At 64.1% G+C, this 25,331-nt stretch carries 24 protein-coding genes; 10 read left to right on the top strand and 14 right to left on the bottom strand.

Going from position 1 to position 25,331, the window contains the following annotated elements:
* Positions 1 to 70 precede the first annotated feature (70 nt).
* The 3 genes from ACP92_RS00825 to gpmA form a co-directional block, all read right to left on the bottom strand.
* The gene (locus ACP92_RS00825; RefSeq protein ID WP_013232214.1) at positions 71 to 1,567 is read right to left on the bottom strand and encodes a S41 family peptidase; all 1,497 of its coding nucleotides are present in this window, start codon (positions 1,565 to 1,567) and stop codon (positions 71 to 73) included.
* Positions 1,568 to 1,570: 3 nt separating this feature from the next.
* Entirely contained in the window at positions 1,571 to 2,983 is a 1,413-nt protein-coding gene (locus tag ACP92_RS00820; RefSeq protein ID WP_013232213.1) for a murein hydrolase activator EnvC family protein, read from the bottom strand.
* A gap of 92 nt (positions 2,984 to 3,075) precedes the next feature.
* Positions 3,076 to 3,822, bottom strand: coding sequence for a 2,3-diphosphoglycerate-dependent phosphoglycerate mutase (gene gpmA, locus ACP92_RS00815; RefSeq protein WP_013232212.1), 747 nt, complete (start codon positions 3,820 to 3,822; stop codon positions 3,076 to 3,078).
* Between the two features lie 150 nt (positions 3,823 to 3,972).
* Between gpmA and ACP92_RS00810 the strand changes: the two genes are divergently transcribed.
* From ACP92_RS00810 to ACP92_RS00790, 5 genes are all read left to right on the top strand, one after another.
* Positions 3,973 to 4,386, top strand: coding sequence for a rhodanese-like domain-containing protein (locus ACP92_RS00810; protein WP_013232211.1), 414 nt, complete (start codon positions 3,973 to 3,975; stop codon positions 4,384 to 4,386).
* A complete protein-coding gene (grxC, locus tag ACP92_RS00805) occupies positions 4,383 to 4,643 on the top strand; it encodes a glutaredoxin 3 (protein WP_013232210.1) in 261 nt (86 codons plus the stop codon). Before ACP92_RS00810 ends, grxC begins: the two co-directional genes overlap by 4 nt.
* A gap of 52 nt (positions 4,644 to 4,695) precedes the next feature.
* Complete coding sequence (gene secB / locus ACP92_RS00800) at positions 4,696 to 5,190, top strand: protein-export chaperone SecB (RefSeq protein ID WP_013232209.1); 495 nt, start codon at positions 4,696 to 4,698, stop codon at positions 5,188 to 5,190.
* A 117-nt stretch (positions 5,191 to 5,307) separates the two neighbouring features.
* Positions 5,308 to 5,757, top strand: coding sequence for an SH3 domain-containing protein (locus ACP92_RS00795; RefSeq protein ID WP_013232208.1), 450 nt, complete (start codon positions 5,308 to 5,310; stop codon positions 5,755 to 5,757).
* Between the two features lie 12 nt (positions 5,758 to 5,769).
* Positions 5,770 to 6,774 (top strand): NAD(P)H-dependent glycerol-3-phosphate dehydrogenase, encoded by a 1,005-nt coding sequence (locus ACP92_RS00790; protein WP_013232207.1) that lies wholly within the window; start codon positions 5,770 to 5,772, stop codon positions 6,772 to 6,774.
* Between the two features lie 131 nt (positions 6,775 to 6,905).
* Here ACP92_RS00790 and ACP92_RS00785 read toward each other — a convergent pair whose 3' ends face one another.
* From ACP92_RS00785 to ACP92_RS00760, 6 genes are all read right to left on the bottom strand, one after another.
* Positions 6,906 to 7,160, bottom strand: coding sequence for a hypothetical protein (locus ACP92_RS00785; RefSeq protein ID WP_041309953.1), 255 nt, complete (start codon positions 7,158 to 7,160; stop codon positions 6,906 to 6,908).
* 437 nt (positions 7,161 to 7,597) lie between these two features.
* A complete protein-coding gene (locus tag ACP92_RS00780) occupies positions 7,598 to 8,188 on the bottom strand; it encodes a GNAT family N-acetyltransferase (RefSeq protein ID WP_013232206.1) in 591 nt (196 codons plus the stop codon).
* Between the two features lie 63 nt (positions 8,189 to 8,251).
* Positions 8,252 to 8,899, bottom strand: a complete 648-nt coding sequence (locus ACP92_RS00775) for an HAD family hydrolase (RefSeq protein ID WP_013232205.1) — start codon at positions 8,897 to 8,899, stop codon at positions 8,252 to 8,254.
* Between the two features lie 55 nt (positions 8,900 to 8,954).
* Positions 8,955 to 10,109: a c-type cytochrome biogenesis protein CcsB gene (gene ccsB, locus ACP92_RS00770; protein WP_013232204.1), complete on the bottom strand. Its 1,155-nt coding sequence runs from the start codon at positions 10,107 to 10,109 to the stop codon at positions 8,955 to 8,957.
* A gap of 120 nt (positions 10,110 to 10,229) precedes the next feature.
* Positions 10,230 to 12,380, bottom strand: coding sequence for a cytochrome c biogenesis protein ResB (locus ACP92_RS00765; RefSeq protein WP_041309950.1), 2,151 nt, complete (start codon positions 12,378 to 12,380; stop codon positions 10,230 to 10,232).
* A 287-nt stretch (positions 12,381 to 12,667) separates the two neighbouring features.
* Positions 12,668 to 13,330, bottom strand: a complete 663-nt coding sequence (locus ACP92_RS00760; RefSeq protein ID WP_013232202.1) for a c-type cytochrome — start codon at positions 13,328 to 13,330, stop codon at positions 12,668 to 12,670.
* 204 nt (positions 13,331 to 13,534) lie between these two features.
* On the opposite strand from ACP92_RS00760, the gene yihA reads away from it, so the two are divergent.
* From yihA to ACP92_RS00740, 4 genes are all read left to right on the top strand, one after another.
* Positions 13,535 to 14,275 (top strand): ribosome biogenesis GTP-binding protein YihA/YsxC, encoded by a 741-nt coding sequence (gene yihA / locus ACP92_RS00755; protein ID WP_013232201.1) that lies wholly within the window; start codon positions 13,535 to 13,537, stop codon positions 14,273 to 14,275.
* Between the two features lie 291 nt (positions 14,276 to 14,566).
* Complete coding sequence (hemB, locus tag ACP92_RS00750; protein ID WP_013232200.1) at positions 14,567 to 15,586, top strand: porphobilinogen synthase; 1,020 nt, start codon at positions 14,567 to 14,569, stop codon at positions 15,584 to 15,586.
* Positions 15,587 to 15,612: 26 nt separating this feature from the next.
* Complete coding sequence (sigJ, locus tag ACP92_RS00745) at positions 15,613 to 16,587, top strand: RNA polymerase sigma factor SigJ (RefSeq protein ID WP_013232199.1); 975 nt, start codon at positions 15,613 to 15,615, stop codon at positions 16,585 to 16,587.
* A 111-nt stretch (positions 16,588 to 16,698) separates the two neighbouring features.
* Positions 16,699 to 17,160, top strand: a complete 462-nt coding sequence (locus ACP92_RS00740) for a carboxymuconolactone decarboxylase family protein (protein ID WP_013232198.1) — start codon at positions 16,699 to 16,701, stop codon at positions 17,158 to 17,160.
* 147 nt (positions 17,161 to 17,307) lie between these two features.
* On the opposite strand, the gene ACP92_RS00735 is transcribed toward ACP92_RS00740, so the two are convergent.
* The 3 genes from ACP92_RS00735 to ACP92_RS00725 form a co-directional block, all read right to left on the bottom strand.
* The gene (locus tag ACP92_RS00735) at positions 17,308 to 18,522 is read right to left on the bottom strand and encodes an ABC transporter substrate-binding protein (RefSeq protein WP_013232197.1); all 1,215 of its coding nucleotides are present in this window, start codon (positions 18,520 to 18,522) and stop codon (positions 17,308 to 17,310) included.
* A gap of 129 nt (positions 18,523 to 18,651) precedes the next feature.
* A complete protein-coding gene (locus ACP92_RS00730) occupies positions 18,652 to 20,241 on the bottom strand; it encodes an aldehyde dehydrogenase (NADP(+)) (RefSeq protein ID WP_013232196.1) in 1,590 nt (529 codons plus the stop codon).
* 149 nt (positions 20,242 to 20,390) lie between these two features.
* Entirely contained in the window at positions 20,391 to 21,530 is a 1,140-nt protein-coding gene (locus ACP92_RS00725; RefSeq protein ID WP_013232195.1) for an iron-containing alcohol dehydrogenase, read from the bottom strand.
* A 201-nt stretch (positions 21,531 to 21,731) separates the two neighbouring features.
* On the opposite strand from ACP92_RS00725, the gene ACP92_RS00720 reads away from it, so the two are divergent.
* Entirely contained in the window at positions 21,732 to 22,676 is a 945-nt protein-coding gene (locus ACP92_RS00720; RefSeq protein WP_013232194.1) for a LysR family transcriptional regulator, read from the top strand.
* Between the two features lie 72 nt (positions 22,677 to 22,748).
* On the opposite strand, the gene ACP92_RS00715 is transcribed toward ACP92_RS00720, so the two are convergent.
* Both ACP92_RS00715 and dsbD read right to left on the bottom strand, forming a co-directional pair.
* The gene (locus ACP92_RS00715; RefSeq protein WP_013232193.1) at positions 22,749 to 23,387 is read right to left on the bottom strand and encodes a peroxiredoxin; all 639 of its coding nucleotides are present in this window, start codon (positions 23,385 to 23,387) and stop codon (positions 22,749 to 22,751) included.
* Positions 23,388 to 23,498: 111 nt separating this feature from the next.
* A complete protein-coding gene (gene dsbD, locus ACP92_RS00710; protein ID WP_013232192.1) occupies positions 23,499 to 25,301 on the bottom strand; it encodes a protein-disulfide reductase DsbD in 1,803 nt (600 codons plus the stop codon).
* Positions 25,302 to 25,331 lie beyond the last annotated feature (30 nt).

Raw genomic sequence — 25,331 nt, 5'->3', positions numbered from 1 at the left:
ACATGAAGAATGAAAAAGGGCCGCTGGCAAGTGCTAGCGGCCCGATGTGCCTGCCCGCGAGGGCGGCGGCTTACTTGGTGGTGTCGATCTTCTCGGCCGGCGCCTTGTTATCCTTGCGCTCGTCTTTCACCGGAGTGTCGTTCTTGCCTTCTTCGTTACGCACTTCCGGCTTGGCGTTGGAGACCTTGACCGGCAGCCCCTTCAACTGGTTCAGGGCCTGCATCAGCTGGAAGTCATCCTTGCTGCCGAAGTCCATGGGCTTGCGCTTCTTCTCGGCGGCGATCAGGCGTTCTTCGGACTGTTCATCCATCGACTTGGCCTTGACCTCGGCGGACTTGTCGGTGTCGTTGGTGAGGTGCTTGGACAGGTCGGCTTCACGCAGGCGCAGGCCGTTCAGGCCATCGCCATCGGGATATTCATCCACCATGATGTCCGGCACGATGCCGCGTGCCTGGATGGAACGGCCCTTGGGCGTGTAGTAGCGGGCGGTGGTCAGCTTGACGGCGGTGTTCTTCTCCGGCGGCAAGGCGATCACCGACTGCACCGAACCCTTGCCGAAGGATTGGGTGCCCATGATGGTGGCGCGCTTGTAATCCTGCAGGGCGCCGGCCACGATTTCGGACGCCGACGCCGAGCCGCTGTTGATCAGGACCACCATCGGCACCTTCTTGATGGCGTCCGGCAGGCGCGACAGCGGATCCGACAGCGGGTTGGAGGCGTAGTACTCGCGCTTGGCGTAGAAGGTCTGCTTGGAGCTGGGCAGCTGGCCATTGGTGGACACCACCACCGAATCCTTGGGCAGGAAGGCCGCAGCCACGCCGATGGCGCCCGGCAGCACGCCGCCCGGGTCATTGCGCAGGTCCAGCACGATGCCCTTCAGGTTGGGTTCCTGGGCATAGATGGCGGCCAGCTTCTTGGACATGTCGTCCACCGTCGGCTCCTGGAACTGGGTCACGCGCAGCCAGGCGTAGCCGGGTTCGACCACCTTGGACTTGACGCTCTGCACGCGGATCTCCTGACGGGTGATGGTCAGGATGATGGGCTTGTCTTCGTCCTTGCGGGCGATCGTCAGGGTGATCTTGGTATTGGGTTCGCCGCGCATCTTCTTGACGGCTTCATCCAGGGTCAGGCCCTTGACCGGGGTGCTGTCCAGGCGGGTGATCAGGTCACCGGCCTTGATGCCGGCGCGGAAGGCCGGCGAATCCTCGATGGGGGAGATGACCTTGACGTAGCCATCTTCCATGCCGACCTCGATGCCCAGGCCGACAAACTTGCCCATGGTGCCTTCGCGCAGCTCCTTGTAGGCCTTCTTGTCCAGATAGGCGGAGTGCGGATCGAGCGAGGAGACCATGCCGGAAATGGCTTCGGTCAACAGCTTTTTGTCATCGACCTGCTCGACATAATCCGACTTGATGAGGCCGAACACGTCGGCCATCTGGCGCAGCTCCTCCAGGGGCAGCGACGCCGTTGCATTCTTTTGCGCGATGGCGTCGAACTGAATCATCGCGGTGGCGCCTGCCACCATGCCCAAACCGATCAAACCGATATTCTTGAGTTTGCTGCCCATGTGTCACCTAGAAGTTACCCACCCCTGTGGGTCGAATGCGCGGCCTTGATACCGCATTTCAAAGTATAAACCCGATTGCTCGTTGCCGCCGCTATTGCCTGCGGTGGCAATGGTGTCGCCTGCCTTGACCAGATCGCCGGCGCGCTTCAATACCGACTGGTTGTTGCCATAGATCGTCATGTACTGGTTGCCATGGTCCACGATGATCAGATTGCCGAAACCACGCAGCCAGTCCGCAAAGACCACCCGTCCGGCCGCTACCGCACGCACTTCCGCCCCTTCGTGGGCGCGGATAAAGAGGCCACGACTGGTCGGTCCGTCACCCCGGCGGCTGCCGAATTTCGCCATCAGATCACCCTTGACCGGCAGATGCAATTGCCCACGCAGGCTGGCGAAGGGCTTGCCGAAGTTGTCTGGCTGCGGCTCCGGCACGGTGTCGTTGCGGCCCAGCGATGCCTGTTGCGGTGGTTCGTCGTCATCGATGGCGTCGGCCGGGTCCGGCATCTTCGGCGCCGGCTTGCCTTCCTTGGCCGCCTTGGCCGCTTCGGCGGCACGCTTCTCGGCGCGGGCGCGCTGCTCAGCCAGACGCTTCTCACGTTCGGCCTTGGCTTTTGCCAATTGTTCCTGGCGACGCTTCTCGCGGGCTTCGGCTTCGGCCTTTTTCTGTTGCTCGATGATCTGCGCCAGCTTGTCCACCAGGCTGGACAGGCGCTGCTGGTCCTGCTCGATGCGGCCGGCTTCCTGGCGCTGGGCGTTGAGTTTGGTGGAAAGCTGCGACAGCAGGGTCTGGCGACGGCCCTTTTCGCGCTCCAGCACCTTTTTCTGCTCCAGCTCTTCCTGGGCGATTTCTTCCAGTTCGAACTTGGCGTTCTGGGTGTCGGCCTTGTTGGCGCGGATGGCCTGCTGGTTGGCGCGCAGCGTCTCGATCAGCTTGGCCTGGGCTTGCGACACATAGCCCATGTACTGCAGCTCGCGGTTGATGCGATTGGGATTGTCGCCCGAGAGCAGCAGCTTGATGCGGTCTTCATTGCCGGCCACGTACTGTTCGCGCAGCAGCTTGGAGAGCTGCGCCTGCTGGGCGTTGACCAGCGCGGTCAGTTCATTGAGCTGGCGTATGAGCTGATTCAGGCGCGCCTCGGTCTGCTGCTGCTCCTGCGCCAGGTCGCGCAGGGAGCGGTTGGCCTTGGAGATGGCCTGCTCGGAGGCTGCCAGCGCATCGGCGGCATTGTCCTTGGCAGTCTCGGTATGGTCGATGTCGCGCTTGAGATTGGCCAGGCGCTGCTGCAGGTCGGCGCGTTCCTTCTCGGCGGCCTGCTTCTGCCGGGCGCGCTCGGTGATCGGCTGGGACTGCACGGCTGCCGTGGCCAGCAGTAGCGCCAGCCCCGCCAGCCAGGGGCGAATGCCTCCCCGCGACACGCGGGAGAAGCCTCCGCAACGCGCCTGCGTGGTGCACTTGCCGGGAAAAGACGCCGCCTGTGCGGCCGGCGTCTTGCTGAAGGGAGACCGTTTTATTTCGACTTCCCTTGGTTGGCCACGGCCTTGAGCGCTGCCTCGATGGCCGACTGGTCGCCCAGGTAATAGCTCTTGATGGGCTTGAGGTCGGCGTCCAGTTCATAGACCAGCGGCTGGCCGTTGGGGATGTTCAGGCCGACGATGTCGTTGTCGCTGATGCCGTCCAGGTACTTGATCAGGGCGCGCAGGCTGTTGCCGTGGGCCGAGATGATGATCTGCTTGCCGGCGCGGATGGCCGGGGCGATGGCGTCATTCCAGGCCGGCAGCACGCGCGCCACGGTATCCTTGAGGCACTCGGTCAGCGGCACCTGCTCACGCGACAGGCCGGCGTAGCGCGGGTCGCCGAAGGCGTCGCGCTCCTCGCCCGGGGTCAGCGGGTTGGGCGGGGTGTCGTAGCTGCGGCGCCAGACCAGCACCTGCTCGTCGCCGTACTGGGCGGCGGTCTCGGCCTTGTTCAGGCCCTGCAGGGCGCCGTAGTGGCGTTCGTTCAGGCGCCAGTCGTTCTTGATGGGGATGTACATCTGGTCCATTTCATCGAGCGTGGTCCAGAGGGTGCGGATGGCGCGCTTCAACACCGAGGTATAGGCCAGGTCGAAGGTGAAGCCGGCTTCCTTGAGCAGCTTGCCGGCCTGGCGGGCTTCAGCCACGCCCTTCTCGGTCAGATCGACGTCGACCCAGCCGGTGAAACGGTTGGCCAGGTTCCAGGTCGATTCGCCGTGGCGCATGAATACGATTTTGTACATAGCAGGACTAGTTTCTGATGATGGATAAACCGATGCGGCTGCCCGAAGGTCGCATACGCGGAACCGGGCGCAAACCTTAGACTGTTCTCATGCAAACCGCGAATGCTTCTATTTTATAATGCCGGGATTCAGTAAACTCATTGGACTGCCGTGAAATTCATCATCGACAATATTTTCCTGATCGCTCTGGCCTTGGTCTCGGGTGGAGCCCTGCTGGTTCCCTACCTGCAGCAGCGCGGCAACAAGCTCAGCCTTCTGCAAGCCACGCAGATGATCAACCAGGGCAAGGTGCTGGTGCTGGACGTGCGCGAGGCCGAGCAGTTCGCCGCCGGCCACCTGCGCGACGCCCGCAACATCCCGTTGAAGGAGTTGCCGCAGCGCATCGGCGAGCTCGACAAGTTGAAGGGTCGCCCGGTCATCGTGGTCTGCCAGACCGGCACCCAGGCCAACCGCGCCGAAGCCACGCTGAAGAAAGCCGGTTTCAGCGAAGTCTACGGCCTCAACGGCGGCATCGCCGCCTGGCAGGGCCAGGGCCTGCCGCTGACCACCAAGGAGGCAAAATGAGCGCCCCAGTGAAGATGTACTGCACCGCCGTGTGCCCGTATTGCATGATGGCCGAGCGCCTGCTCGCCAGCAAAGGGATCACGCAGATCGAGAAGATCCGCGTCGATCTCGACCCTCAGCAGCGTGAGCTGATGATGCAACAGACCGGCCGCCGCACCGTGCCGCAGATCTACGTCGGCGACACCCATGTCGGCGGCTTCGACGATCTGAGCGCGCTGGACCGCGCCGGCAAGCTGGACCCGCTGCTGCAAGCCTGAGGCCAGGGCAGCACCCTTCCCCTTATCGATTCACCGAACCTGAAAGAGATCCATGTCGGAACAGAACCAAGAAGCTCAACAGCAACCCGTTTTCCAGATCCAGCGCGTCTACCTGAAGGACCTCTCTCTGGAACAGCCGAACTCCCCGGCCATCTTCCTGGAGCAGGAAGCCCCTTCGATCGAAGTCTCGGTGGACGTCGGCGCTGAAGCGCTGGCCGAAGGCGTGTTCGAATCGACCGTGACCATCACCGTGACCGCCAAGGTCAAGGACAAGGTCGCCTTCCTGGTCGAGGGCAAGCAAGCCGGCATCTTCGAGATCCGCAACGTGCCGGCCGAACAGCTGGACCCGCTCCTGGGCATCGGCTGCCCCAACATCATCTATCCGTACCTGCGCGCCAACATCGCCGACGCCATCACCCGCGCCGGTTTCCCGCCGGTACACCTGGCCGAGATCAACTTCGAGGTGTTCTACCAGCAGCGCCTGCAAGCCCTGGCCGAACAACAGGGCGCGACCCTGGTCAACAACGGCTCCACCGCCGTCAACTGATCCACGCAGCCCACCTGTCCGCCTGCCGGGTGGCCGCCCCTGCGTGGTCGCACCCGGCATGACGCCAAGCCGCCGCAGCAGCCGCTGCGGCGCTTTCCCTTCTGCGGAGACTTTTCCATGACACGCCTGCCCCTGATTCTTTCCGCCACCCTGCTGGGTGCTTTCCTGGCCAAGGACGCCCTGGCCCTGGACTTCAAATCGGTCGGCGCCGCCCCCGCCATCATGTACGACGCGCCTTCCGAAAAGGGCCGGCGGGTCTATGTCGCGCCGCGCGGCATGCCGGTCGAAGTGGTGCTGACCTATGGCGAATGGAGCAAGGTCAGGGACGCCGCCGGCACGCTGTCCTGGGTGTCCTCCAAGGCCCTCACGCCCAAGCGCATGCTGGTCGTCTCGGCAGCCAATGCACGTGTCTACAATGCGGCCGACGAGAGCAGCCCGGTAGTCTTCACGGCTGACAAGTCGGTCTTGCTGGAAATGCTGGAAAGTCCCAACAATGGCTGGGTCAAGGTGCGCCACCGCGACGGCCAGACCGGTTTCGTCAAGGCTGGCGATGTCTGGGGCGACTGAGGCAGGACCGCGATGAAGATCACCATCCTGGGCGCCGGTGCATGGGGCACGGCGCTGGCTATCCCGCTGGCGCACAAGCATCAGGTCACGCTGTGGGGACGCAATGCCCAGGCCATGCAGGCAGCTGACCGGCAGCGCGAGAACAGCCTCTACCTGCCTGGTTTCCCGCTGCCCGAGGGCCTGGCCGTGACGGCCGACTTCGACGCGGCGGTACGCCACGTCTGCGACGACCCTGCCGATTCCCTGCTGATCGCCGCGTCATCGGTATCGGGCCTGCGCGAGCTGGCCGGTCAACTGCGCGCCTATCCCATCCCCAATCTGGTCTGGCTGTGCAAGGGGCTGGAAGAAGGCACCCGCCTGCTGCCCCACCAGGTGGTGCAGGAGGTGTTGGGACCGCAACTGGCCGCAGGCGCCCTCTCGGGTCCCTCCTTCGCCCAGGAAGTGGCGCGCGGCCTGCCCTGCGCGCTGACCATTGCCGGCGCCGATGCGGCCTTGTGCGAGCGCGTCGTGGCGGCGGTCCACGGCAACAATATCCGTATCTATTCCAGCGACGACCTGATCGGCGTGGAAATCGGCGGTGCGGTCAAGAACATCCTGGCCATTGCCACCGGCGTGGCCGATGGGCTGGCCTTGGGGCTCAACGCCCGCGCCGCCCTGATCACGCGCGGCCTGGCCGAGATCACCCGGCTCGGCGTGGCGCTGGGGGGACGTGTAGAAACCTTCATGGGACTGTCCGGCGTGGGCGACCTGATCCTGACCTGCACCGGCGACCTCTCGCGCAACCGGCGGGTCGGCCTGGGACTGGCGCAGAACAAGAAACTGGACGATATCGTGGCCGAACTCGGTCACGTGGCCGAAGGGGTGCGCTGCGCCCAGGCGGTGCGTGCGCTGGCGCGCGAAAAAGGCGTCGAGATGCCGATCACCGATGCGGTGGCGGCGGCCTTGTTCGACGGCGTGTCGGTACAGGAGATGGTGGCGCGGCTGCTGGCGCGCGATGCGCGCGAAGAAAGCCTGTAGCGCCAGCTGCCGTCCTGGCGGCAAGGTTCACCAAACCTCACTGCAGTCGACAGCGGAGAAAATGACAGCCGGAGCGAACCGCCTCCGGCTGTTTTTTTTCGTGCGAGGATCAGCCCTGAAGCAGGGCCGGTTCAGCGCGCGATGATGTCGCTTTCCATCTTGGGCCGCTTGAAGTGCTGGGGCGAGCCCCCTTCGAGCGCGTCATCCATCTGCTTGGAGATCTTGTCGTAGCGCGCATGGCAATCGTCGTCCTGATGGGCTGCTTCGGCGCTCTTGAGGCGCTTGGACAAGCGGGTGCTGCGCGCTTCCCCGCCCATGACGTATTGTTGGGCGGCGCGGCCGGCGTGGTGATTGTTCGTGGTCTTGTTGCGTTGTATGGCTTGCATCGTATTTCCTCTTACGTCGCTGACGCTCAACGTTCTCCCGTCCTGAGTTTTTTTTCGGAAGAACCCGCAGCGCCCCGGAAGATGTTGCTCACTGTCTTGATCCCGGGAAACTGCTCCAGATACACAAGCGCGGCCTTTCTTGACAGCGCTTTATGTATGTAACGCCCGAGCGGCGATTTGGAATACGCGAAAAGTCAGTATTTTGTCAGCCAAATTGAAATTACTTCCAGGAAACGTTTTATTGCGGCTTTGCAAAACCTCGCCAAACCCGCCTCCATCAAGGCTGACAGGCTTGTCAGCAGGCCGGCGATTGTGCACTTTTCCTGAACAAAAAGACCGCAAAAAAAGTGTTGCGAAAAGTATCCACGTACACTTTTCCACTCCAAAAAGCGACGAAAGATTATCTCGACGCAATCTTTATCACGCGCTGCGAAAGCTCAGCAATGCACCGGCACAGACCGCCCCAGATCGGCCGGGATCAGCGAAAAGACCTTGGCGTCCCGCGGCTCTCCATGAAAGACTAGGCGATTGCGCGCCAGGCATTCCAGCGTCGCCCCGGTCTTCTCGGCCACGCGCTGGCTGCGCAGGTTGCCGGCCTGGGCGACGATCTCCAGGCGGGTCAGCCCGGTATGGGCAAAGGCGAAGACCGCTGCCGCCCGCGCTGCCACGGCGGCGATGCCGCGTCCGGTATAGCCCTCGCGCACCCAGTAGCCCAGGTTGGCCATCTGGTTCAGCGCGCTGACCTGGTTGATGGCCACCGACCCGATCACCAGGCCGCGCGCCCGGTCGACGATGTTGAAGTCATAGGCCGCCTGGAGCTGCCATTGCTCGATGGCGCGCTGCAGGAACAATTTGGCATCGGCCAGGCTGTAATCGGGGGTGCACCAGGCTTCCCACTGGCTGATGGTATGGATGGACTGATGCACCGCGTCGTACAGCGCCGGTGCTTCGCGCAGCCCGAGCGGGCGCACTTCGATGTCACGGTCGCAATAGATGATTTGTCGTTCGCGGTCGATGGCGTGGTGCATGGCGGCCCGGGGTCATGTGCTTGGCTCCATCTTAGCCAAATCGCGGCGCCTGCGGCCAGCCCTTCAGGCCAGATGCGGATGCAATTGACCCAGGTGGGTGATGACAGCGACCTCCTCGGGCAAGTCGGGATGCACGCCATGCTCTTGCAGGGCGATCACCTTCATCCCCGCGGCCAGGCCGGCCTGCACGCCCGGCAGGCTGTCTTCCACCACCGCGCAGCGCGCGGGCGGCACGCCCAGACGTTCGGCGGCAAACAGGAAGAGGGCGGGATCGGGTTTCCAGCGCTGCACGTCATAGGCGCTGAAGATGCGCCCGTGGAAATGCGGCAGCAGGCCGGTCACCCGCAGGCATAGCTCGATCTTGTGGTGAGGGGCGTTGGAGGCCAGCGCGAAGGGGATCTGCAGCTGCTCCACCATCTCCAGAGCGCCATTGATAGGCTGCAGGTGCTGCTCCAGCATCACGCCCATGCGCGCGCGCAGCTCCTGCTCGAAATGCGCTGGCAGCGCCTGGCCGCGCAGTTGTGCGACATGGGCGATGCACCAGCTCATGCTCACGCCCCTAAAGCGCGCCAGAGCGTCCTCGGGGGTGAGCTGCACGCCGTAGGTGGCCACATACTCGGACCAGGCCCGGGCCGCGACCACTTCACTGTCCACCAGGGTGCCGTCGCAGTCGAAGATGACCAGTGCGGGCGAGGTGGCGAAATCGTTCATTGCTGCTCCTTGTCTACCGGGCGGGGCCGCCCTCTCCAAGGAGCCGCCAGCGCCATCAAAGTTCGCCGTAGGAGTGCAGTCCCGAGAGGAACATGTTCACGCCCAGGAAGGCAAAGGTCGTCACCAGCAGGCCCACCAGCGCCCACCAGGCGGCGGCCTGGCCGCGCAGGCCCTTCATGAGGCGCATGTGCAGCCAGGCGGCATAGTTGAGCCAGACGATCAACGCCCAGGTTTCCTTGGGATCCCACGACCAGTAGCCGCCCCAGGCTTCAGCGGCCCACAGCGCGCCCAGGATGGTGGCGATAGTGAAGAAGGCAAAGCCCACGGCGATGGCCTTGTACATCACGTCGTCCAGCACCTCCAGCGAAGGCAGGCGGTCCGCCAGGTAGCCCTTCTGGCGCAGCAGGTAGGCCACCGCCACCATGGCCGCCAGGGCGAAGGTGCCATAGCCGATGAAGTTGGCCGGTACGTGGATCTTCATCCACCAGCTCTGCAATGCAGGGACCAGGGGCTGGATCTCGGCGGCATCCCGCGAAACGGTATACCACATCAGGAAGGCCACTGCTGCGGTGATCACGGTGAGCACGAAGGCGCCCAGCTGGCGGGTGGCGTAGCGCTCTTCGTAGTACAGGTAGAACAGCGCCGTGATCAGGCAGAACAGGACGAAGACTTCATACAGGTTGGAAATGGGGATGTGCCCCACGTCCGGCCCGATCAGGTAGGACTCGTACCAGCGCACCATCAGACCAGTGAAGCCCAGCACCACGGCAGCCCAGCACAGGCGCGAACCGATCGCGTTGCCGGTGCCGGCGGTGGTGGCCAGGCCGCCCCAGTAGAACAGCGTGGACAGGCAGAACAGCGCGCTCATCCAGAGGATGGCGGACTGGCTGGAGAGCATGTACTTGAGGAAGAATTTCTTGTCGGCCAGCTCCAGCGCGCCGCCATACAGGGCGATGGCGCCCAGCGAGAGCACGGCGATGACCAGCATGAGCAGGCGCACCGGTTTCCAGTGCCAGCCCAGCCAGGCGAAGGTCGGGGCAGCCAGCAGCAGCACCGCCTTCTCGTAGTAATCCATATAGCTGCCGAAGCGACCGAAGGCGTACAGCGAGCCCGCCACCAGGGCCGCTGCATAGATCCAGTCGAGCACGCCGAGGCGCCGGAAAAAACCTTGCTCTTCGGCGTAGGCCTGGTTGTGTTGCGTCAGTTCCATTGCTTTCTCCACTGCTGCGATGCCGGCGATACCAGCGATACCGGCCAAGACAGCACAGTCATTCCACAGTCATTCATATATCCCGGATGATAACCGTCATCGGCCGGCGGCAAGCGCTTGTCATGCAGAGGGCGGCGGGGCGGCGTCGCCGGACACCCTGGCCTTCATCTGCTCGAATTCCTTGTCGAAGTCCAGCGTACGGCGCTGGGTGCTCATGGCCAGCAGCGCCTGGCTGCCCTGGCCATCGGCGGCCGGCTTGATCCAGATCCATAGGCGGCGCTCGCGGATGTACAGCATCGCGAACACGCCCAGCACCAGGAACAGGCAACCCAGATAGACCACCTTCTTGCCCGGCGAGCGGGTCACTTGCAGCACTGAGGCCTTGATTTCCTCGAAGCTGGACAATTGCAGGAACACCGGCGCCGGGTAGAAGGCCGCATCGGCCAGCGCATTGATGGCCAGCTGCAGGTAGCGTCCATGCGGCTCGTCGCTGGCCACCGGCTCCAGGCCATCCTGGGCGCGGGCGGCTTGCCACAGTTCCCACATGCTGCCGTTGAGGATCTTCATGAAGATGTCGGCGGCCTTCTCCTGCTCGGCGGCGGGCAGTTGTTCCAGGAAGCGGGTCACGGCGATGTAGCCGGAGACCTTGCCGTCACCGGCGAAGATGGTCAGGCCGCGCAGGGCCGATTGCTGCAGCTGCTCGCGCAGCACCGGCGAAGCCTCACGTCCGTTGCTGATGGCCTGGCGGGCATAGCGGCGTGCCGCTTCCTCGCGCAGGGCCGGATTGGCCAGGGCCGCGCGCAGGCGCATCCATTCGGCCACGCTGTCATTGTCGTCGGCCGGAATGCGCAGGTAGCGGAAAGGCTGGTCAGGCTGCTCGCGCATGCCGGCCAGGAAGACATAGGCGCCATCGATGGACAACGACTGCATATAGTTGAAGTATTCGCGCGCCTGGCCGGTCTTGTCACGCAGCTTGTACTGCACGCTCGGGCCGACGTTCTTGAAGTCCTTGCTGTTGGCGTTCTTGGCGCTGGAGCCGAGGTGCTTGTCCAGGCTATCCATGAGGCCGCGATTGACGCTCTTGCCCACATTGACCGCCCGCGCATCGCCCGAGGTCGAGCCGCCGCCGCCGGAGGCCTGCATGTTCTCCACGTTGAAGGGGCGGAAGCCGCTCCATTCGATGGTGTAGTCCCCCAGGCCCGCCGGCAGCGCGGTGCTGCCATTGACCACGCCGGACAGTGCGAAGTGGCTGTTGGAGCCGCCACGCATGGGATAGCCGACCAGCTTGAGCTTGCTGCCGCCGTCCTCGAAGCTGGACTGGTAGATCGCCACGCCCTGGTAGATCAGCGGTTCGTTGACCTTGATGGTGGCGGCGGTCTCCTTGCCGGTTTCATGGTCGCGCACCACCACCTCGCTGGCAAAGAGCTTGGGCATGCCGGTCGAGTAGAAGTCGATGATGAAGCGCTTCAACCGGATGGTGAAGGGCAGGTCCTGGATCATCACGCCATCCTTCTGCGGGATGATGGCAGTGCTGCTGCTGGAGCCTTCCGGAATGAGGGTGTTGCCACGGAAGGTCGGATTGTTCAGGCCCAGGCGATAGCGTTCGGGAATCTCGGCGATGATGCCGTTGCCGGTAAAGGCCGACTTGCCATAGAACCATTGCTGGAAGCGGATCGGCAAGTCCGAATCGAGCAGCCCGCCCAGGCAGATGATGACGATGGCCGCGTGCGCGAAGATGTAGCCCCACTTGTTGGCCGCGCCCTGCTTGGCCGCCAGCAGCGTGCCGCCTTCCTTGTCGGCCAGGCGGGTCTTGTAGCCACGGGCGCCGACCTGGCGGACCAGCCGCGCAGCGGCCTGGGCAGGCGCTTCGGCGGTGTGCCACTCATGCTTGTGATGGAAATTGCGCAGCGACTGCTCGCGCACGTTGTCGCGCCAGCTCTTGACGTCGCGCAGCATCTTGGGCGCATTGCGGGCAATGCACAGCGACGTGGACAGCACCAGGAAGCCCATGATCAGCAGGAACCACCAGGCCGAATAGACGGCATACAGCCCCAGCTTGCCAAACACCTCGAACCAGAACGGTCCGAACTGGTTCACGTAATTGGGCATCGGCTCGTTCTGCTTCATCACCGTGCCGATCACCGAGGCGATGGCGATGAGGGTCAACAGGCTGATGGCAAAGCGCATCGAAGAGAACAGCTCGACGGCTTCACTCAACCAACGCTGCCGGGTCCTGATCTGGATTCCTTGGGTACTGCTGCCCGTCGTCATATTCCTGCCTTACCGGGCCCGCACTGGCGGACCCGCTTACCTGGGGGGGATCGCCCTGCCGGACGGCAAGGGATGCGAACCCGGAATTCTACCGCTCCCGGGGAAAGTCCGTGACGCCAGTCTGCGTAGCACGTCCATGCCGGCGCTCATCGGTCGTGGCGCTGGTGCGACCAGGCAGCATCATGCGGGCTGCCGCGCCGGACTGCCACGACCTGCGTCAATCCTCATGAAAAAAGGCGGCACGCCGGCCGCCTCTTCCCTGCCCTGCCGCACTGCGGCCCGGCGGCTTACTTCAGGCCGGCGATGTAGTCGGCCACGGCCTTGATTTCCTTGTCCGAGAGACGCTCGGAGATGGTGGTCATCTGCACGCTGTTGGTACGGGCGCCGCCACGGAAATTGGTCAGCTGGGCCACCGTGTAGTCCTGGTGCTGGCCGGCCAGACGCGGATACTGGGCCGGGATGCCAGCGCCGTTGGGGCTGTGGCAGCCAGCGCAGGCCGGCACGTTCTTGGCGGCGATGCCGGCGCGCCAGATGTGCTTGCCCAGGTCGATGGTGTCCTTGTTCTTGGCTGCGCCCGGCTTGGGGGCCTGGGCGGCCAGGAAGGCGGCGACGTTATGGATGTCTTCGTCCGACAAGGCCTTGGCCATCGGCGACATGACCGGATTGTTGCGGTCGGGAGTGCGGAAATTCAGCAGCTGCTTGGCGATGTAGGCCTCGTGCTGGCCTGCCAGCTTGGGGTTCTGGGTGATGGTCGAATTGCCGGCCGCCCCGTGACAGGATACGCAGGCCACGATGTTGCGGGCGCTGTCGCCATTGGTATAAAGGGCTTCGCCCTTGGCCGGATCGGCCTTGACCGGGGCTTTCTTGTCATCAGCCGCGTGGGCTGTGCTGGCCACTGCCAGGAAGGCAGCAAAAACGGAGTACAACAGTGGGGAAAAGGCACGGTTCATTCGTCACCCTAATACTTATTGTGGAATTGAGAGATTTTGCCCGTTCGGCGGCTAGCTGCCCCTAAACCAAATGCCTGTTGTTTGACCTGTCTCCAATGGCCGCCATATTTTTTACTTGCCCGGCGTCAACGAGGCGTTGGGTTTCGGGCCATTGTACAATAGCTTCTCCGCGTTTTTCCCTCCTCTTTCGGATTTCCCCCCACCATGTCGCAACTTTGGCAAGCCCGTTTCTTCACCACCGTCAATCACCTGCGGGATCTGCCCAAGACCAGTGTGCCGGAAATCGCCTTCGCCGGTCGTTCCAACGCCGGCAAGTCCAGCGCCATCAACGTGCTGTGCAACCAGAAGCGCCTGGCCTTTGCCTCCAAGACGCCGGGCCGCACCCAGCACATCAACTATTTCTCCATCGGCGGCGCCCACGTGGGCCAGCACCGCAATGACGAGGCACGCCCGGACGAGATCCGCGCCATGCTGGTGGACTTGCCCGGCTATGGCTACGCCGAGGTGTCGGGCTCGGCCAAGCACCATTGGCAAGCCCTCTTGGGCGACTACGTGCGCCAGCGCGAACAGCTGGCGGCGCTAGTGATGATCGTCGATTCGCGCCGCCCCTTCACCGACCTCGATATCCAGATGATCGAGTGGTTCGCCCCCACCGGCAAACCCATCCATTGCATCCTCAGCAAGGCCGACAAGCTCAACCGCAACGAATCCACCAATGCCCTGCGCCAGGCCCAGACCTACCTGCAAAGCTATGTGGATGAGAAGGGCCAGCCCTTCCCGTTCACGGCGCAGCTGTTCTCGGCCCTGAAGCGCATTGGCCTGGAAGAAGCCAACGACAAGATCCTGGAACTGGCCGGCCTCACGGCAGAGGCCGCCCCGGCGCAGGCGGCCACGCCCGCCGCCGCGGTCGGCGACGCTGCTGCCGACGAAGCACAGCAAAGCTGATCGCCGACAAGGCGCATCGTCTCAGGCAGGAGTAAAAAGCATGGATAAAAAAAACCCCGGAGAACAGGGATATTCTCCGGGGCCGAATGCCTTTCGCTTGCACGATCGGCCCCGCTCAGGGAGGGAAGGGGAAGCGGGGGGTGAATGCATCACCCGCAGCTAAGGTAAAGTATCTTGAGGGAAAGTTGTTCATCCTTTAATTCAAAGGAGGCAATTTTCCGAAGATAACGATAAATAGCTCGAAAATATTCCAAGATAACGTCAAACATCATCTATTTTGAAAGAATGCCCATGTCTTTGACCGACTTCAGTTCCAACGCCGGCTACCCCGCCCTGCGCATGCGCCGGATGCGCCGCGACGCCTTCTCGCGCGCCCTCATGGCCGAAAACGTCATCACCAGCGCCGACCTGATCTATCCCGTCTTCGTCCAGGAAGGCCAGAACCTGCGCACGCCCGTGGCGTCGTTGCCGGGCGTGGAACGCCTCTCGCTGGATACGCTGCTGCCGGTGGCCGAAGAATGCGTGAAGCTGGGCGTGCCGGTGCTGGCGCTGTTCCCGGTGATCGACCCGGCCCTGAAGACGCCCGACGGTATCGAAGCCACCAACCCCGACGGCCTGGTGCCGCGCGTGGTGCGCGCCCTGAAGGACCGCTTCCCCGAACTGGGCGTGCTGTGCGACGTGGCGCTGGACCCCTACACCAGCCACGGCCAGGATGGCGTGCTGGACGAGACCGGCTACATCCTCAACGACGAAACCCTGGCGCTGCTGGTCAAGCAGGCGCAAACCCAGGCCGATGCCGGCGTGGACGTGGTCGCCCCTTCGGACATGATGGATGGCCGCATTGCCGCCATCCGCGCCATGCTGGAAGCCCAAGACCACATCTACACCCGCATCATGGCCTACTCGGCCAAGTACGCCTCGGCCTTCTACGGGCCCTTCCGCGATGCGGTCGGCTCGGCGGCCAACCTGGGCAAGGGCAGCAAGGCCACCTATCAGATGGATCCGGCCAACAGCGACGAAGCCCTGCGCGAGGTGGCGCTGGACCTGCAGGAAGGCGCCGACATGGTCATGGTCAAGCCGGGCATGCCTTACCTGGACATCGTGCGTCGCGTGAAGGATGAATTCCGCGTCCCCACCTTCGCCTACCAGGTCAGCGGCGAATACGCCATGATCAAGGCGGCCGCCCAGAACGGCTGGCTGGACCACGACAAGACCATGATGGAAGCCATGATGGCCTTCAAGCGCGCCGGCGCCGATGGCGTGCTGACCTACTTCGCGCTGGACATCGCGCGCAAGCTCAAGCAAGGCTGACACCGCCCGGCGCCGAGTCAAGACCGATGACGGACGACCTTGCGCTCGCCCTGTTCACGCAGCACCGGCCGCGCCTGTTTGGCGTGGCCTACCGCATGCTGGCTTCGCGCAGCGAGGCGGACGACGTGCTGCAGGACGCCTGGCTACGCTGGCACGCCCAGGACAAGGCCGTGCTGGACTCGGCCGAGGCCTGGCTGGTGACGGTGGTCACGCGCCTGTGCATCGACCGCCTGCGCCAGCTGCAGCAGGAACGTCAGCACTATGTCGGCCACTGGCTGCCGGAACCGCTGGTGGACCTGGCCGAGCCCGGCCCCGGTCCGGACATCGACCTCTACGGCCAGGCCCGCCTGGCGCCTTCCCCCGAACAATTGCTGGAACAGCACAGCGACCTCTCCTTCGCCTACCTGTTGCTGCTGGAGCACCTCAAGCCCGAAGAGCGCGCCGCCTTCCTGCTGCGAGAGGTATTCGACAACGACTATCCCGACATCGCCGCCATCCTGCAGAAGTCCGAAGCCAGTTGCCGCCAGCTGGTGCACCGCGCGCGCGAACGGCTGGCGCGGCAGGAACACCAAGCCGACCCGCGCAGCCCAGCAGTGCGGGCCGCGTCCAGCCCGGTGACGCGCGAGACCCATGCGCTGTTGCTGGAAAAATTCATGCAAGCGCTGCAAAGCGGCCAGCGCGAGGCCATGCTGGGATTGCTGGCCGAGGATGCGCGCCTGATCGGCGACGGCGGCGGCAAGGTGGCGTCCTTCCCGCATCCGCTGGAGGGGGCAGAGCGCATTTCCTGGCTGTACTACGCCAATGTGCGCCGCTTCGGCACGCGCATCGTCTATCGGGCCGCCTGGATCAATGGCGCGGCCGGTCTGTTGCGCTACGTCGATGGTGTACTGGAATCGGCCCAGGCGCTGCAATGGCAGGCCGGGCGCGTCAGTGCAATCTACGTCGTGCGCAACCCCGACAAGCTCGCGGCCATTGCCCGGCAACAGCTGGCGGTGGACTGAATCTTTCCATTTTTTTTCGCAGACCTGTCACAACAGGGCATCCCGCTCCGTCTAGTGGAGGAACACCGGCGAATGGCGCCGTTGTCACCTCACCCTCGATGGAGAACCCTCATGTCCGACTTCAAGCAACGCCTGCCCCATGCCAAGCTCGCCGCCCCGGCCTTCAATGCCCTCATCAAGGCCAGCGAAGTGGTCCACCAGAGCGGCGTCGATCCCAAGCTGCTGGAACTGGTCTTCCTGCGCGTGTCACAACTGAACGGCTGCGCCTTCTGCGTCGACATGCATTCGCATGACCTGCTGCAGAAGGGCGAAGACCAACAACGCCTCAACACCCTGGCGGCCTGGCGCGAAATCCCCTTCTTCACCGACGCCGAGCGCGCCGCGCTGAACTGGGCCGAGCGTTTCACCCATCTGCACCAGCAGGATGCCGACAAGGAAGACGCCGCCTTTGTCCAGTTGCAGCAGCACTTCAATGACACCGAGATCGCCAACCTGACGTTCGCGGTGGCCATCATCAACGCCTGGAACCGCCTGGGCGTGTCGATGCGCCCGCAGGTACCACGCCGCGCCTGATTTGATTGCTGGGATAAGGCCGAAAAAAAACGCACCCCGGTTGCCCGGGATGCGTTGAACATGGTCCGATCCACATCAGACTTTCTGCTCAAAATCTGGCCGGCGGTGTCTTGGTAGCACCGTCCGGCTTGTCGGTTCAGCGTGCGTTCATTTCCACAACGCGCACTTGGATTCCGCCTTGGTCATGTAGGCCTGCTCTCCGGGAATGGTCTGCACCAGCTTGTAGTAATCCCAGGGGCGCTTGGATTCGGAAGGCTTCTTCACTTCCATCAGATACATGTCATGCACCATGCGCCCATCGGGACGCACCACGCCGTTGCTGGTGAAGAAATCGTTGATACGGTTCTTGCGCAGGTAATCCATGACCTTGTCGGCATCGGTACTACCCACGGCCTTGACGGCCTTGAGGTACTGTCCCACCGCCGAGGCGTCGCCGGCCTGGAACATGGAAGGCATCTTCTTCATTTTCATGAAGTAGCGGTTGGCCCAGGCGCGGGTCTGGTCGTTGAGGTCCCAGTACCAGCCATCGGTGAGGTACATCCCCTGGGTCAGCGACAAACCCAGCGAGTGGGTATCGTTGATGAAGATCAGCAGGCCGGCCAGCTTCATGGTCTTGTTCACGCCGAATTCATTGGCTGCCTTGATGGCATTGATGACGTCGCCCCCTGCCACGGCCAGGCCCAGGATCTGCGCCTTGGAGGATTGCGCCTGCAACAGGAAGGACGAGAAATCGGAAGTCGCCAGCGGCACCCGGGTCGCGCCCACGACGTTGCCGCCATTGCTCTTGACGACTTCGCTGGTGTCCTTTTCCAGCGAGGTGCCGAAGGCGTAATCGGCGGTCAGGAAATACCAGGACTTGCCACCCTGGCGCGTGATGGCCGCGCCCGTCCCGCGCGCCAGCGCGGTGGTGTCGTAGGCGTACTGGATGGTGTAGGCATTGCACTCTTCGTTGGTCTGGCGCGTGGTGCCGGCGCCAACCGAGATGAAGACCTTCTTCTTTTCCCCCGCGACCTTGCCCATGGCCAGGCTGGCTGCCGAGTTCACGCCGCCCACCAGCATGTCCACACCATCGCGGTCAAACCATTCGCGCGCCTTGTTGGCGGCGATATCGGCCTTGTTCTGGTGGTCGGCAAAGACCAGCTCCACCTTCTTGCCATTGATGGCTCCGCCGGCATCGGCAATGGCCATGCGGATGGCTTCGACGCCGCCCTGGCCGTCGAAATCGGCATAGGTGCCGGACATGTCGGTGATGAAGCCGATCTTGATGGTATCGCCCGCCGCTTGTGCGGATGGCAGGATGGCTGCGCCCAGCAGCGCGCAGGCGGTGGCCGACAGCGCGGCGCGCCGGATGAATGGGGTCATGGGGTCTCCTCCTCTTGGGATCTTGGAATGGGGTTCTTGTTACGACCCCGCAATCGAGTGCGGGGAAGGTCTTGCAGGACCGGCCTTGCCAGATGACAGGGACCGGTCCGGATCATGCAGTGAGCAATATCAGCCGACCGTAGCGCGCGTCTGCTCGCCATCGACCAGGCGCATCAGGCCCAGCGGATTGGCGTTTTGCAGCGCCGCCGGCAGCATCGCGTCCGGGTAGTTCTGGTAGCACACCGGGCGCAGGAAGCGTTCGATGGCCAGGCTGCCCACCGAGGTGCCGCGCGCGTCCGACGTGGCCGGGTACGGGCCGCCGTGGACCATGGCGTCGCACACCTCGACACCGGTCGGGAAGCCGTTCAACAACAGGCGACCGGCCTTCTGTTCGAGGATTGCGATGAGATCCTGGTTGCCTTGCAGGTCGCCGATCTCGGCTTGCAGGGTGGCGGTCAGCTGGCCATTCATCTTGGCGGCGAAGTCCAGCAGCTGTTCACGGCTTTCCAGCTCGACGATGACGGTGGAGGGGCCGAAGACTTCTTCTTCCAGCGGTGCTTCCTTGGAGAACAGCAGCGCGGCATCGGCCTTGAACAGGTGCGGCACGGCCTGGGTGTAGCTGGTGCCGCCAGTGGCGATGACCTTCACGCCCGGCAACTGGGTCAGGCGCGCCACACCGCCGTTGTAATGGGTCAGGCCGCCGCTGTTGAGCATGGTGGCCGGGTTGGTGCCGCCGAAGGCCGCCGACAGCTTCTCGATGAAGGAAGTCAGTTCCGGCGAACGCACGCCCAGCAGCAGACCCGGGCTGGTGCACAGCTGGCCCACGCCGACGGTGACCGAACCGGCCAGGTCCTTGGCGATGGCGTCACCGCGCAGCTTCAGCGCTTCCGGCATGAGGATGATGGGGTTGATGCTAGACATCTCGGCAAACACCGGAATCGGCTGCGGACGGGCGGCTGCCATGTCGCACAGGGCGCGGCCACCGCGCAGCGAGCCGGTGAAGCCGACCGCCTGGATGCCGGCGCTCTTGACCAGCTGGGCGCCCACGCGGTCGCCGTAGATCATGTTGAAGGTGCCGGCGGGCATGCCGGTCTTCTTGACGGCGCGCTCGATGGCGTCAGCCACCAGTTCGGAGGTGACCAGGTGGCCGCTGTGGGCCTTGAACACCACCGGGCAGCCGGCCGCCAGGGCGGCAGCGGTATCGCCGCCAGCCACCGAGAAGGCCAGCGGGAAATTGCTGGCGCCGAAGACGGCCACCGGACCTACACCGATCTTGTACTGGCGGATGTCCGGGCGCGGCAGCGGCTGGCGCTGCGGCAGGGCGGTGTCGATGCGGGCGCCGTAGAAGTCGCCGCGACGCACGACCTTGGCGAACAGACGCATCTGGCCGCTGGTGCGGGCGCGTTCGCCCGCCAGGCGCGGTGTGGCCGGCAGGGCGGTTTCGCGGGCCACGGCGGCGAGGAAATCATCGCCCAGGGCGTCGATCTCGTCGGCGATGGCTTCCAGGAACTGGGCGCGCTGCTCCGAGGTGGTGGCGCGGTAGAGCGGATAGGCCTGCTCGGCCGCGTGGACGGCTGCGGCCACTTCCTTGTCGGTCGCGGTCAGGAAAGGGGTTTCGAAGAGCGCACCGGTGGTCGCGTCGACGCTGTGCAGGGCGACGTCGCCCTGACCACTGCGCTGGCCGCCGATGTAGTTGTGTCCAAGGATGTTAAAGCTCACGTTGTGCTCCTGCTGGTTTCGTTGGCGCCTGCGCCGTTGGCCGGATCAGGCATAAAGGCCGCGCCCGCGTAAGCGGGAGCGGCTGCTGGGTTACTGGTCTGGGCAACTGGCCACGTGGGGCGGGCCGGTTGCGCCGTCATTGTCGGCCATCACATGGATTGCTGCAGCATGTGCAGGTAATCCTGTTCCGAGGCCTCGCGCGGATTGGTCTTGTGGCTGTGGTCCGCCAGCGCCCCCTGGATGATCTGCGGGAACATCGATTCGGTCACACCCAGCTCGCCCAGTCCTGCAGGCAAGCCCAGGCGACGGCTCATCTCGCGGATCGCCGGGCCGATCTCGGCGCCGCTGCCCAGGCCCATGGCGTGGGCCATGCGGGCCATCTTGTTGTCCTTGACCATGCTCGCCGCACTTTCGTTGAAGGCGATGATGGCCGGCAGGAAGATGGCGTTGAGGGTGCCGTGGTGCAGCCGCGGATTGATGCCGCCCAGCGAATGCGACAGGCTGTGCACGCAGCCCAGCCCCTTCTGGAAGGCCATCGCACCCTGCATGGAAGCGCTCATCATGTTCAGCCGCGCTTCGCGGTCGCCCGGCTCCCGGGTGGCGCGCTCGATATGCGCCCAGGCGCGCCACAGGCCATCCAGGGCGATGCCGTCGGCAGGCGGGTTGAAGGACGGCGCCATGAAGGTTTCCAGGCAGTGGGCGATGGCGTCCATGCCCGTGGCCGCTGTCATCAAGGGCGGCAGGCCCAGGGTCAGCTCGGGGTCGCAGATGGCCAGCTTGGGCACCAGATAGGGCGAAATGATGCCGACCTTGCGGCCATCGTCGAGGATCAGGATGGCGCCACGGCCGACTTCGCTGCCGGTGCCGGCGGTGGTCGGGATGGCGATCACCGGCGCGGTCTTGGCGGTGATGTTGGCCAGGCCTCCTTCGATGAGCGCGAAGGATTTCAGCGGACCCTCATGGGTGCCGCACACGGCCACGCCCTTGGCCAGGTCGATGGACGAACCGCCGCCGACGGCCACGATGCCATCGCAGCCATGCTGGCGGAACAGCGCCACCGCAGCGCGCACCGCGCCTTCGTTGGGATTGGGCGGGGTCTGGTCATAGACCACGGCGCCGACGCCCTCCTTCAACTGGCCCAGGACCTTGTCCAGCAGGCCGGCATTGCGGATGCCCATGTCGGTCACCACCAGCGGCTTCTTGATGCCGAGGCGGTCGCATTCCTGCTGCAGGAGCGCCAGCGCGCCGTAGTCGAACTGGACCTGGGTGATGTAGTTGATGAGTGCCATTACATAGCCTTGATTTATAGATGTCCGCATCGGGAGCTGCTGTGCCGGCAGTCCTCCCGGATCTGCCGGAGCCAGCGCTTCCCTCTGGCTTCCTGCATTTGAAAGCCAGACTCTAAGCCATCGCGGCCCCCTTGGCTAATGAGAGCTGTTGATATGGGTATAACCAAGGCTCATACTAAGGGCTTCTTCAGGATGATTTCCATGCACAACACCCTGCCTTCGCTGGCCTCCATCACCTCCCGTCTGCACTTGCGCCAGTTGCGCCTGCTCATCGCCCTGTCCGACCATGGCTCACTGCTGAAAGCCGCCGAACAGGTGGCGCTGACCCAGCCGGGCGCCAGCAAGGCGCTGCAGGAAATCGAGTCGACCCTGGGCGTACAGCTGTTCACCCGCACCAATCGTGGGCTGGAGCCTACCGAGCTGGGCCATTGCGTGATCCGCTATGCGCGGCTCATCCAGACCGACCTGACCCATCTGCGCGAAGAGATGCTGGCGATCATGCAGGGCCATGGCGGCCGGCTGGCCGTCGGGACCATCATGGGCGCGGTGCCCTTGCTCACCGATGCGCTCACGCGCTTGCTGGAAGCCCATCCGGCGCTGTCGGTGGAAATCGTCGAAGACACCAGCGCCCGGCTGCTGCGCCTGCTCGACCAGGGCCGCCTGGATCTGGCGATCTGCCGCACCAGCATCAGCCAGCGCCCGGACCTGTATGACGCCTTCAACATCCATGAGGAAGAGCTGGCCGTGGTGGCCAGCGTGCAGCATCCGCTGGCCGATGCGCCCAGCCTGCAGTTGGCCGACCTGGCCGATTCGCGCTGGGTGGTCTATTCGGCCAACATGCCCATGCGACTCACACTGGAGCGCGAATTCCACGACGCCGACCTGCGCTTCCCGCTGCACCTGATGGAAACCACCTCGGCCTTCACCACCTTGTCGCTGCTGCAGAAGAATCCGCACTTCGTGGCGTTGCTGTCGGTGGATGTGGCGCAGTTCTGCACGCGCTTCGGCATGACGCGCATCCTGCCGCTGCGCCTGCATACCCGCAGCGAGCCCTACCAGCTGGTGACACGGCGCGGCACCATGCTCTCGCCGGTGGCGCGCCTGTTCCTGGACGACTTCGCGCGCACGGTGGCGCCGCAAGGCTGATGTGCAAGGCTGAGGTGCAAACAAAAAGCGCTCCCGCAGGAGCGCTTTGAAGGGGCTGGGCAGCGAACAGGATTACTTGTTCGGCTGCGGCGTGATGCGCAGGTAGGGGCGCGGCGCCTTGTAGCCCTTGGGATACTTCTGCTTGATGGTTTCCTCGTCCTTGATCGACAGCGGGATGATGACGTCGTCGCCATCCTTCCAGTTGCCCGGGGTGGCCACGGTATAGCCGTCGGTCAGTTGCAGGGCGTCGATGACGCGCAGCACTTCGTCGAAATTGCGGCCGGTGCTCATCGGGTAGGTGATGATGAGGCGCACCTTCTTCTTCGGATCGATGATGAAGAGCGAACGCACGGTGGCGGTCTCGGACTGGTTGGGGTGGATCATGTCGTAGAGACCCGCGACCTTCTTGTCGACGTCAGCCACGATGGGGAAGCCAACCACGGTCTGCTGGGTTTCCTCGATGTCCTTGATCCACTGGTTGTGGGCCTCGGCGCCGTCCACCGACAAGGCGATGGCCTTGACGTTGCGCTTGTCGAATTCCGGCTTCAGCTTGGCGGTCAGGCCCAGCTCGGTGGTGCAGACCGGCGTGAAATCGGCCGGGTGGGAGAACAGCACGACCCAGGAGTCGCCCGCCCAGTCGTGGAATTTGATCTTGCCGATCGAGGATTCTTGCTCGAAATCCGGTGCGGTATCGCCCAGGCGCAACGTCATGGTGGTCTCCTTGGTGGACAGAGTGAAAACGGGAAGGCTGACTATAACGCGAGGCCAGCCTCAGGCCAACGACTATAAAGTGGTTTTCAAATAACGCGATGCAATGTGGGACTACAGGTTTTGCAACGCAGAAATGAACCTGTCGGCATCCTGGTAACCGATCACGCGACGCGACGCCAGTTCCCGGCCGTCGGCATCGAAAAACATGATGCCGGGCGGACCGAAGAGATTGAAGCGCTTCAACATGGCGCGGTCATCGGCATTGTTGGCGGTCACATCGATCTGCAGCAGCAGCATCTGGCCAAAGCGCGCCTTCACGCGCTCGTCGGTGAAGGTGAAGCGTTCCATTTCCTTGCAGGAAACACACCAGTCGGCATAGAAGTCCAGCATCACCGGGCGGCGCTCGCCGGCGGCGTTCTGCTGTAGCGCTGCATCCAGCTCGGCGCTGGAACGGATGCGCACGAAGTCGGTGGCATGCGCTGCCGCTGACTGGCCGCGCAGATGTGACAGCGGCGCCAACGGATCACGTCCGCCGGTGGCTGCGCTGACCAGCTGCAGCAAGCCAAGCGTGACCACCACCAGCCCGAACGCGCGCGCGATCCATCCAGCCGGACGTGTCCACAGCAGGAAGGCGCCATATCCGACGCCCAGCGCCGCCCAGCCTGCTACCTGCAACCAGGCCGGAATGACCGGCGAGATCATCCACAGCGCCGTGCCCAGCATGAGCACGCCAAAGAAACGCTTGACCGCATCCATCCAGGCGCCGGCGCGCGGCAGCAGCGTGCCCGCCGATGCGCCGATCAACAGCAGTGGCACGCTCATGCCCATGGCCATGGCGAACAGGGCGCTGCCGCCCAGCATCACATTGCCTGTCTGGCTGATGTACAGCAGGGCCCCGGCCAAGGGCGCCGCCACACAGGGCCCGACGATCAGCGCCGAGATCGCGCCCATCAGGAACACGCCCAGCCATTTGCCGCTGCCACCGCCAGAAGCTGTGGATAACTTGGATTGCAGCGAGGCGGGCACTTGCAGTGTGTAGAGATCGAACATCGACAAGGCCAGCCCGGCCATCAAGAGCGCGAAGGCACCCAGCACCCAGGGATTCTGCAGATAGGCCGACAAGCCCTCGCCTAGCATGCCGGCGACCACGCCCAAGCCCGTATAGACCAGCGCCATGCCCAGCGAATAATTGACCGACAGCAGGAAGCTGCGGCCGCGCCCGCCACCCGCCGCCGGTTGCTGCCCGACGATGATGGACGAGAGGATGGGCAACATCGGCAGCACGCAGGGCGTGAACGACAGGCCGATACCCAGCACGAAGAACAGCGACAGGATGCTCCAGAGCTTGCCCCCCTTGAGCACAGCCGCAATGCCGTCGATATCGCTGCCGCCAGCACTGCCTTGGACTGCACCCTCGGCGCCAGCCGGGCTCACACTCTGGCCGATGGCCTGCGCCGACATGGTCAGCTTGAGCGTCATCGGTGGATAACATAAGCCCTTGTCGGCGCACCCCTGGGAAACGGCCGCCACCACGAACTTGTCCACCGCCCCGCTGACCGGCACGCGCGCAGTGACCGATTGGTGATAGGTCTCGACTTCCTGCTGGAAATTCTCGTCGTACTTGCGCTTGCCGGCCGGGAACTGCGGCTCGCCCAAGGTCGCCCCCTCGGCGCTGAAGTGGAAGCGGTCACGATACATGTAGTAGCCATCGGCAATCCGGTAGCTCAGCTCCAGTGTCTGTGCATCGACCATGCGGCCGCTGAGCTGGAAGGCCTGCTCGGGCGGCAGGTAGTCCTCAGCCGCCTGCGCGGCCTTGGCGGCCAGCAGGCCCAGCAGGGCCAGTACGGCCAGCCACATCAACAAGGGCAGCCTCGGCAGAGGCTTGCGCGGGTCGGCAGAAATGCGCGGGGTCATACGGTTCAACGGTATTCCTTGTCTGAAGTG

This window comes from Herbaspirillum seropedicae (assembly GCF_001040945.1).
Classification (GTDB): Bacteria; Pseudomonadota; Gammaproteobacteria; order Burkholderiales; family Burkholderiaceae_D; genus Herbaspirillum; species Herbaspirillum seropedicae.
The sequence above is the reverse complement of the archived record's forward strand: the minus strand, read 5'-3'. Positions and strand labels throughout refer to the sequence as shown.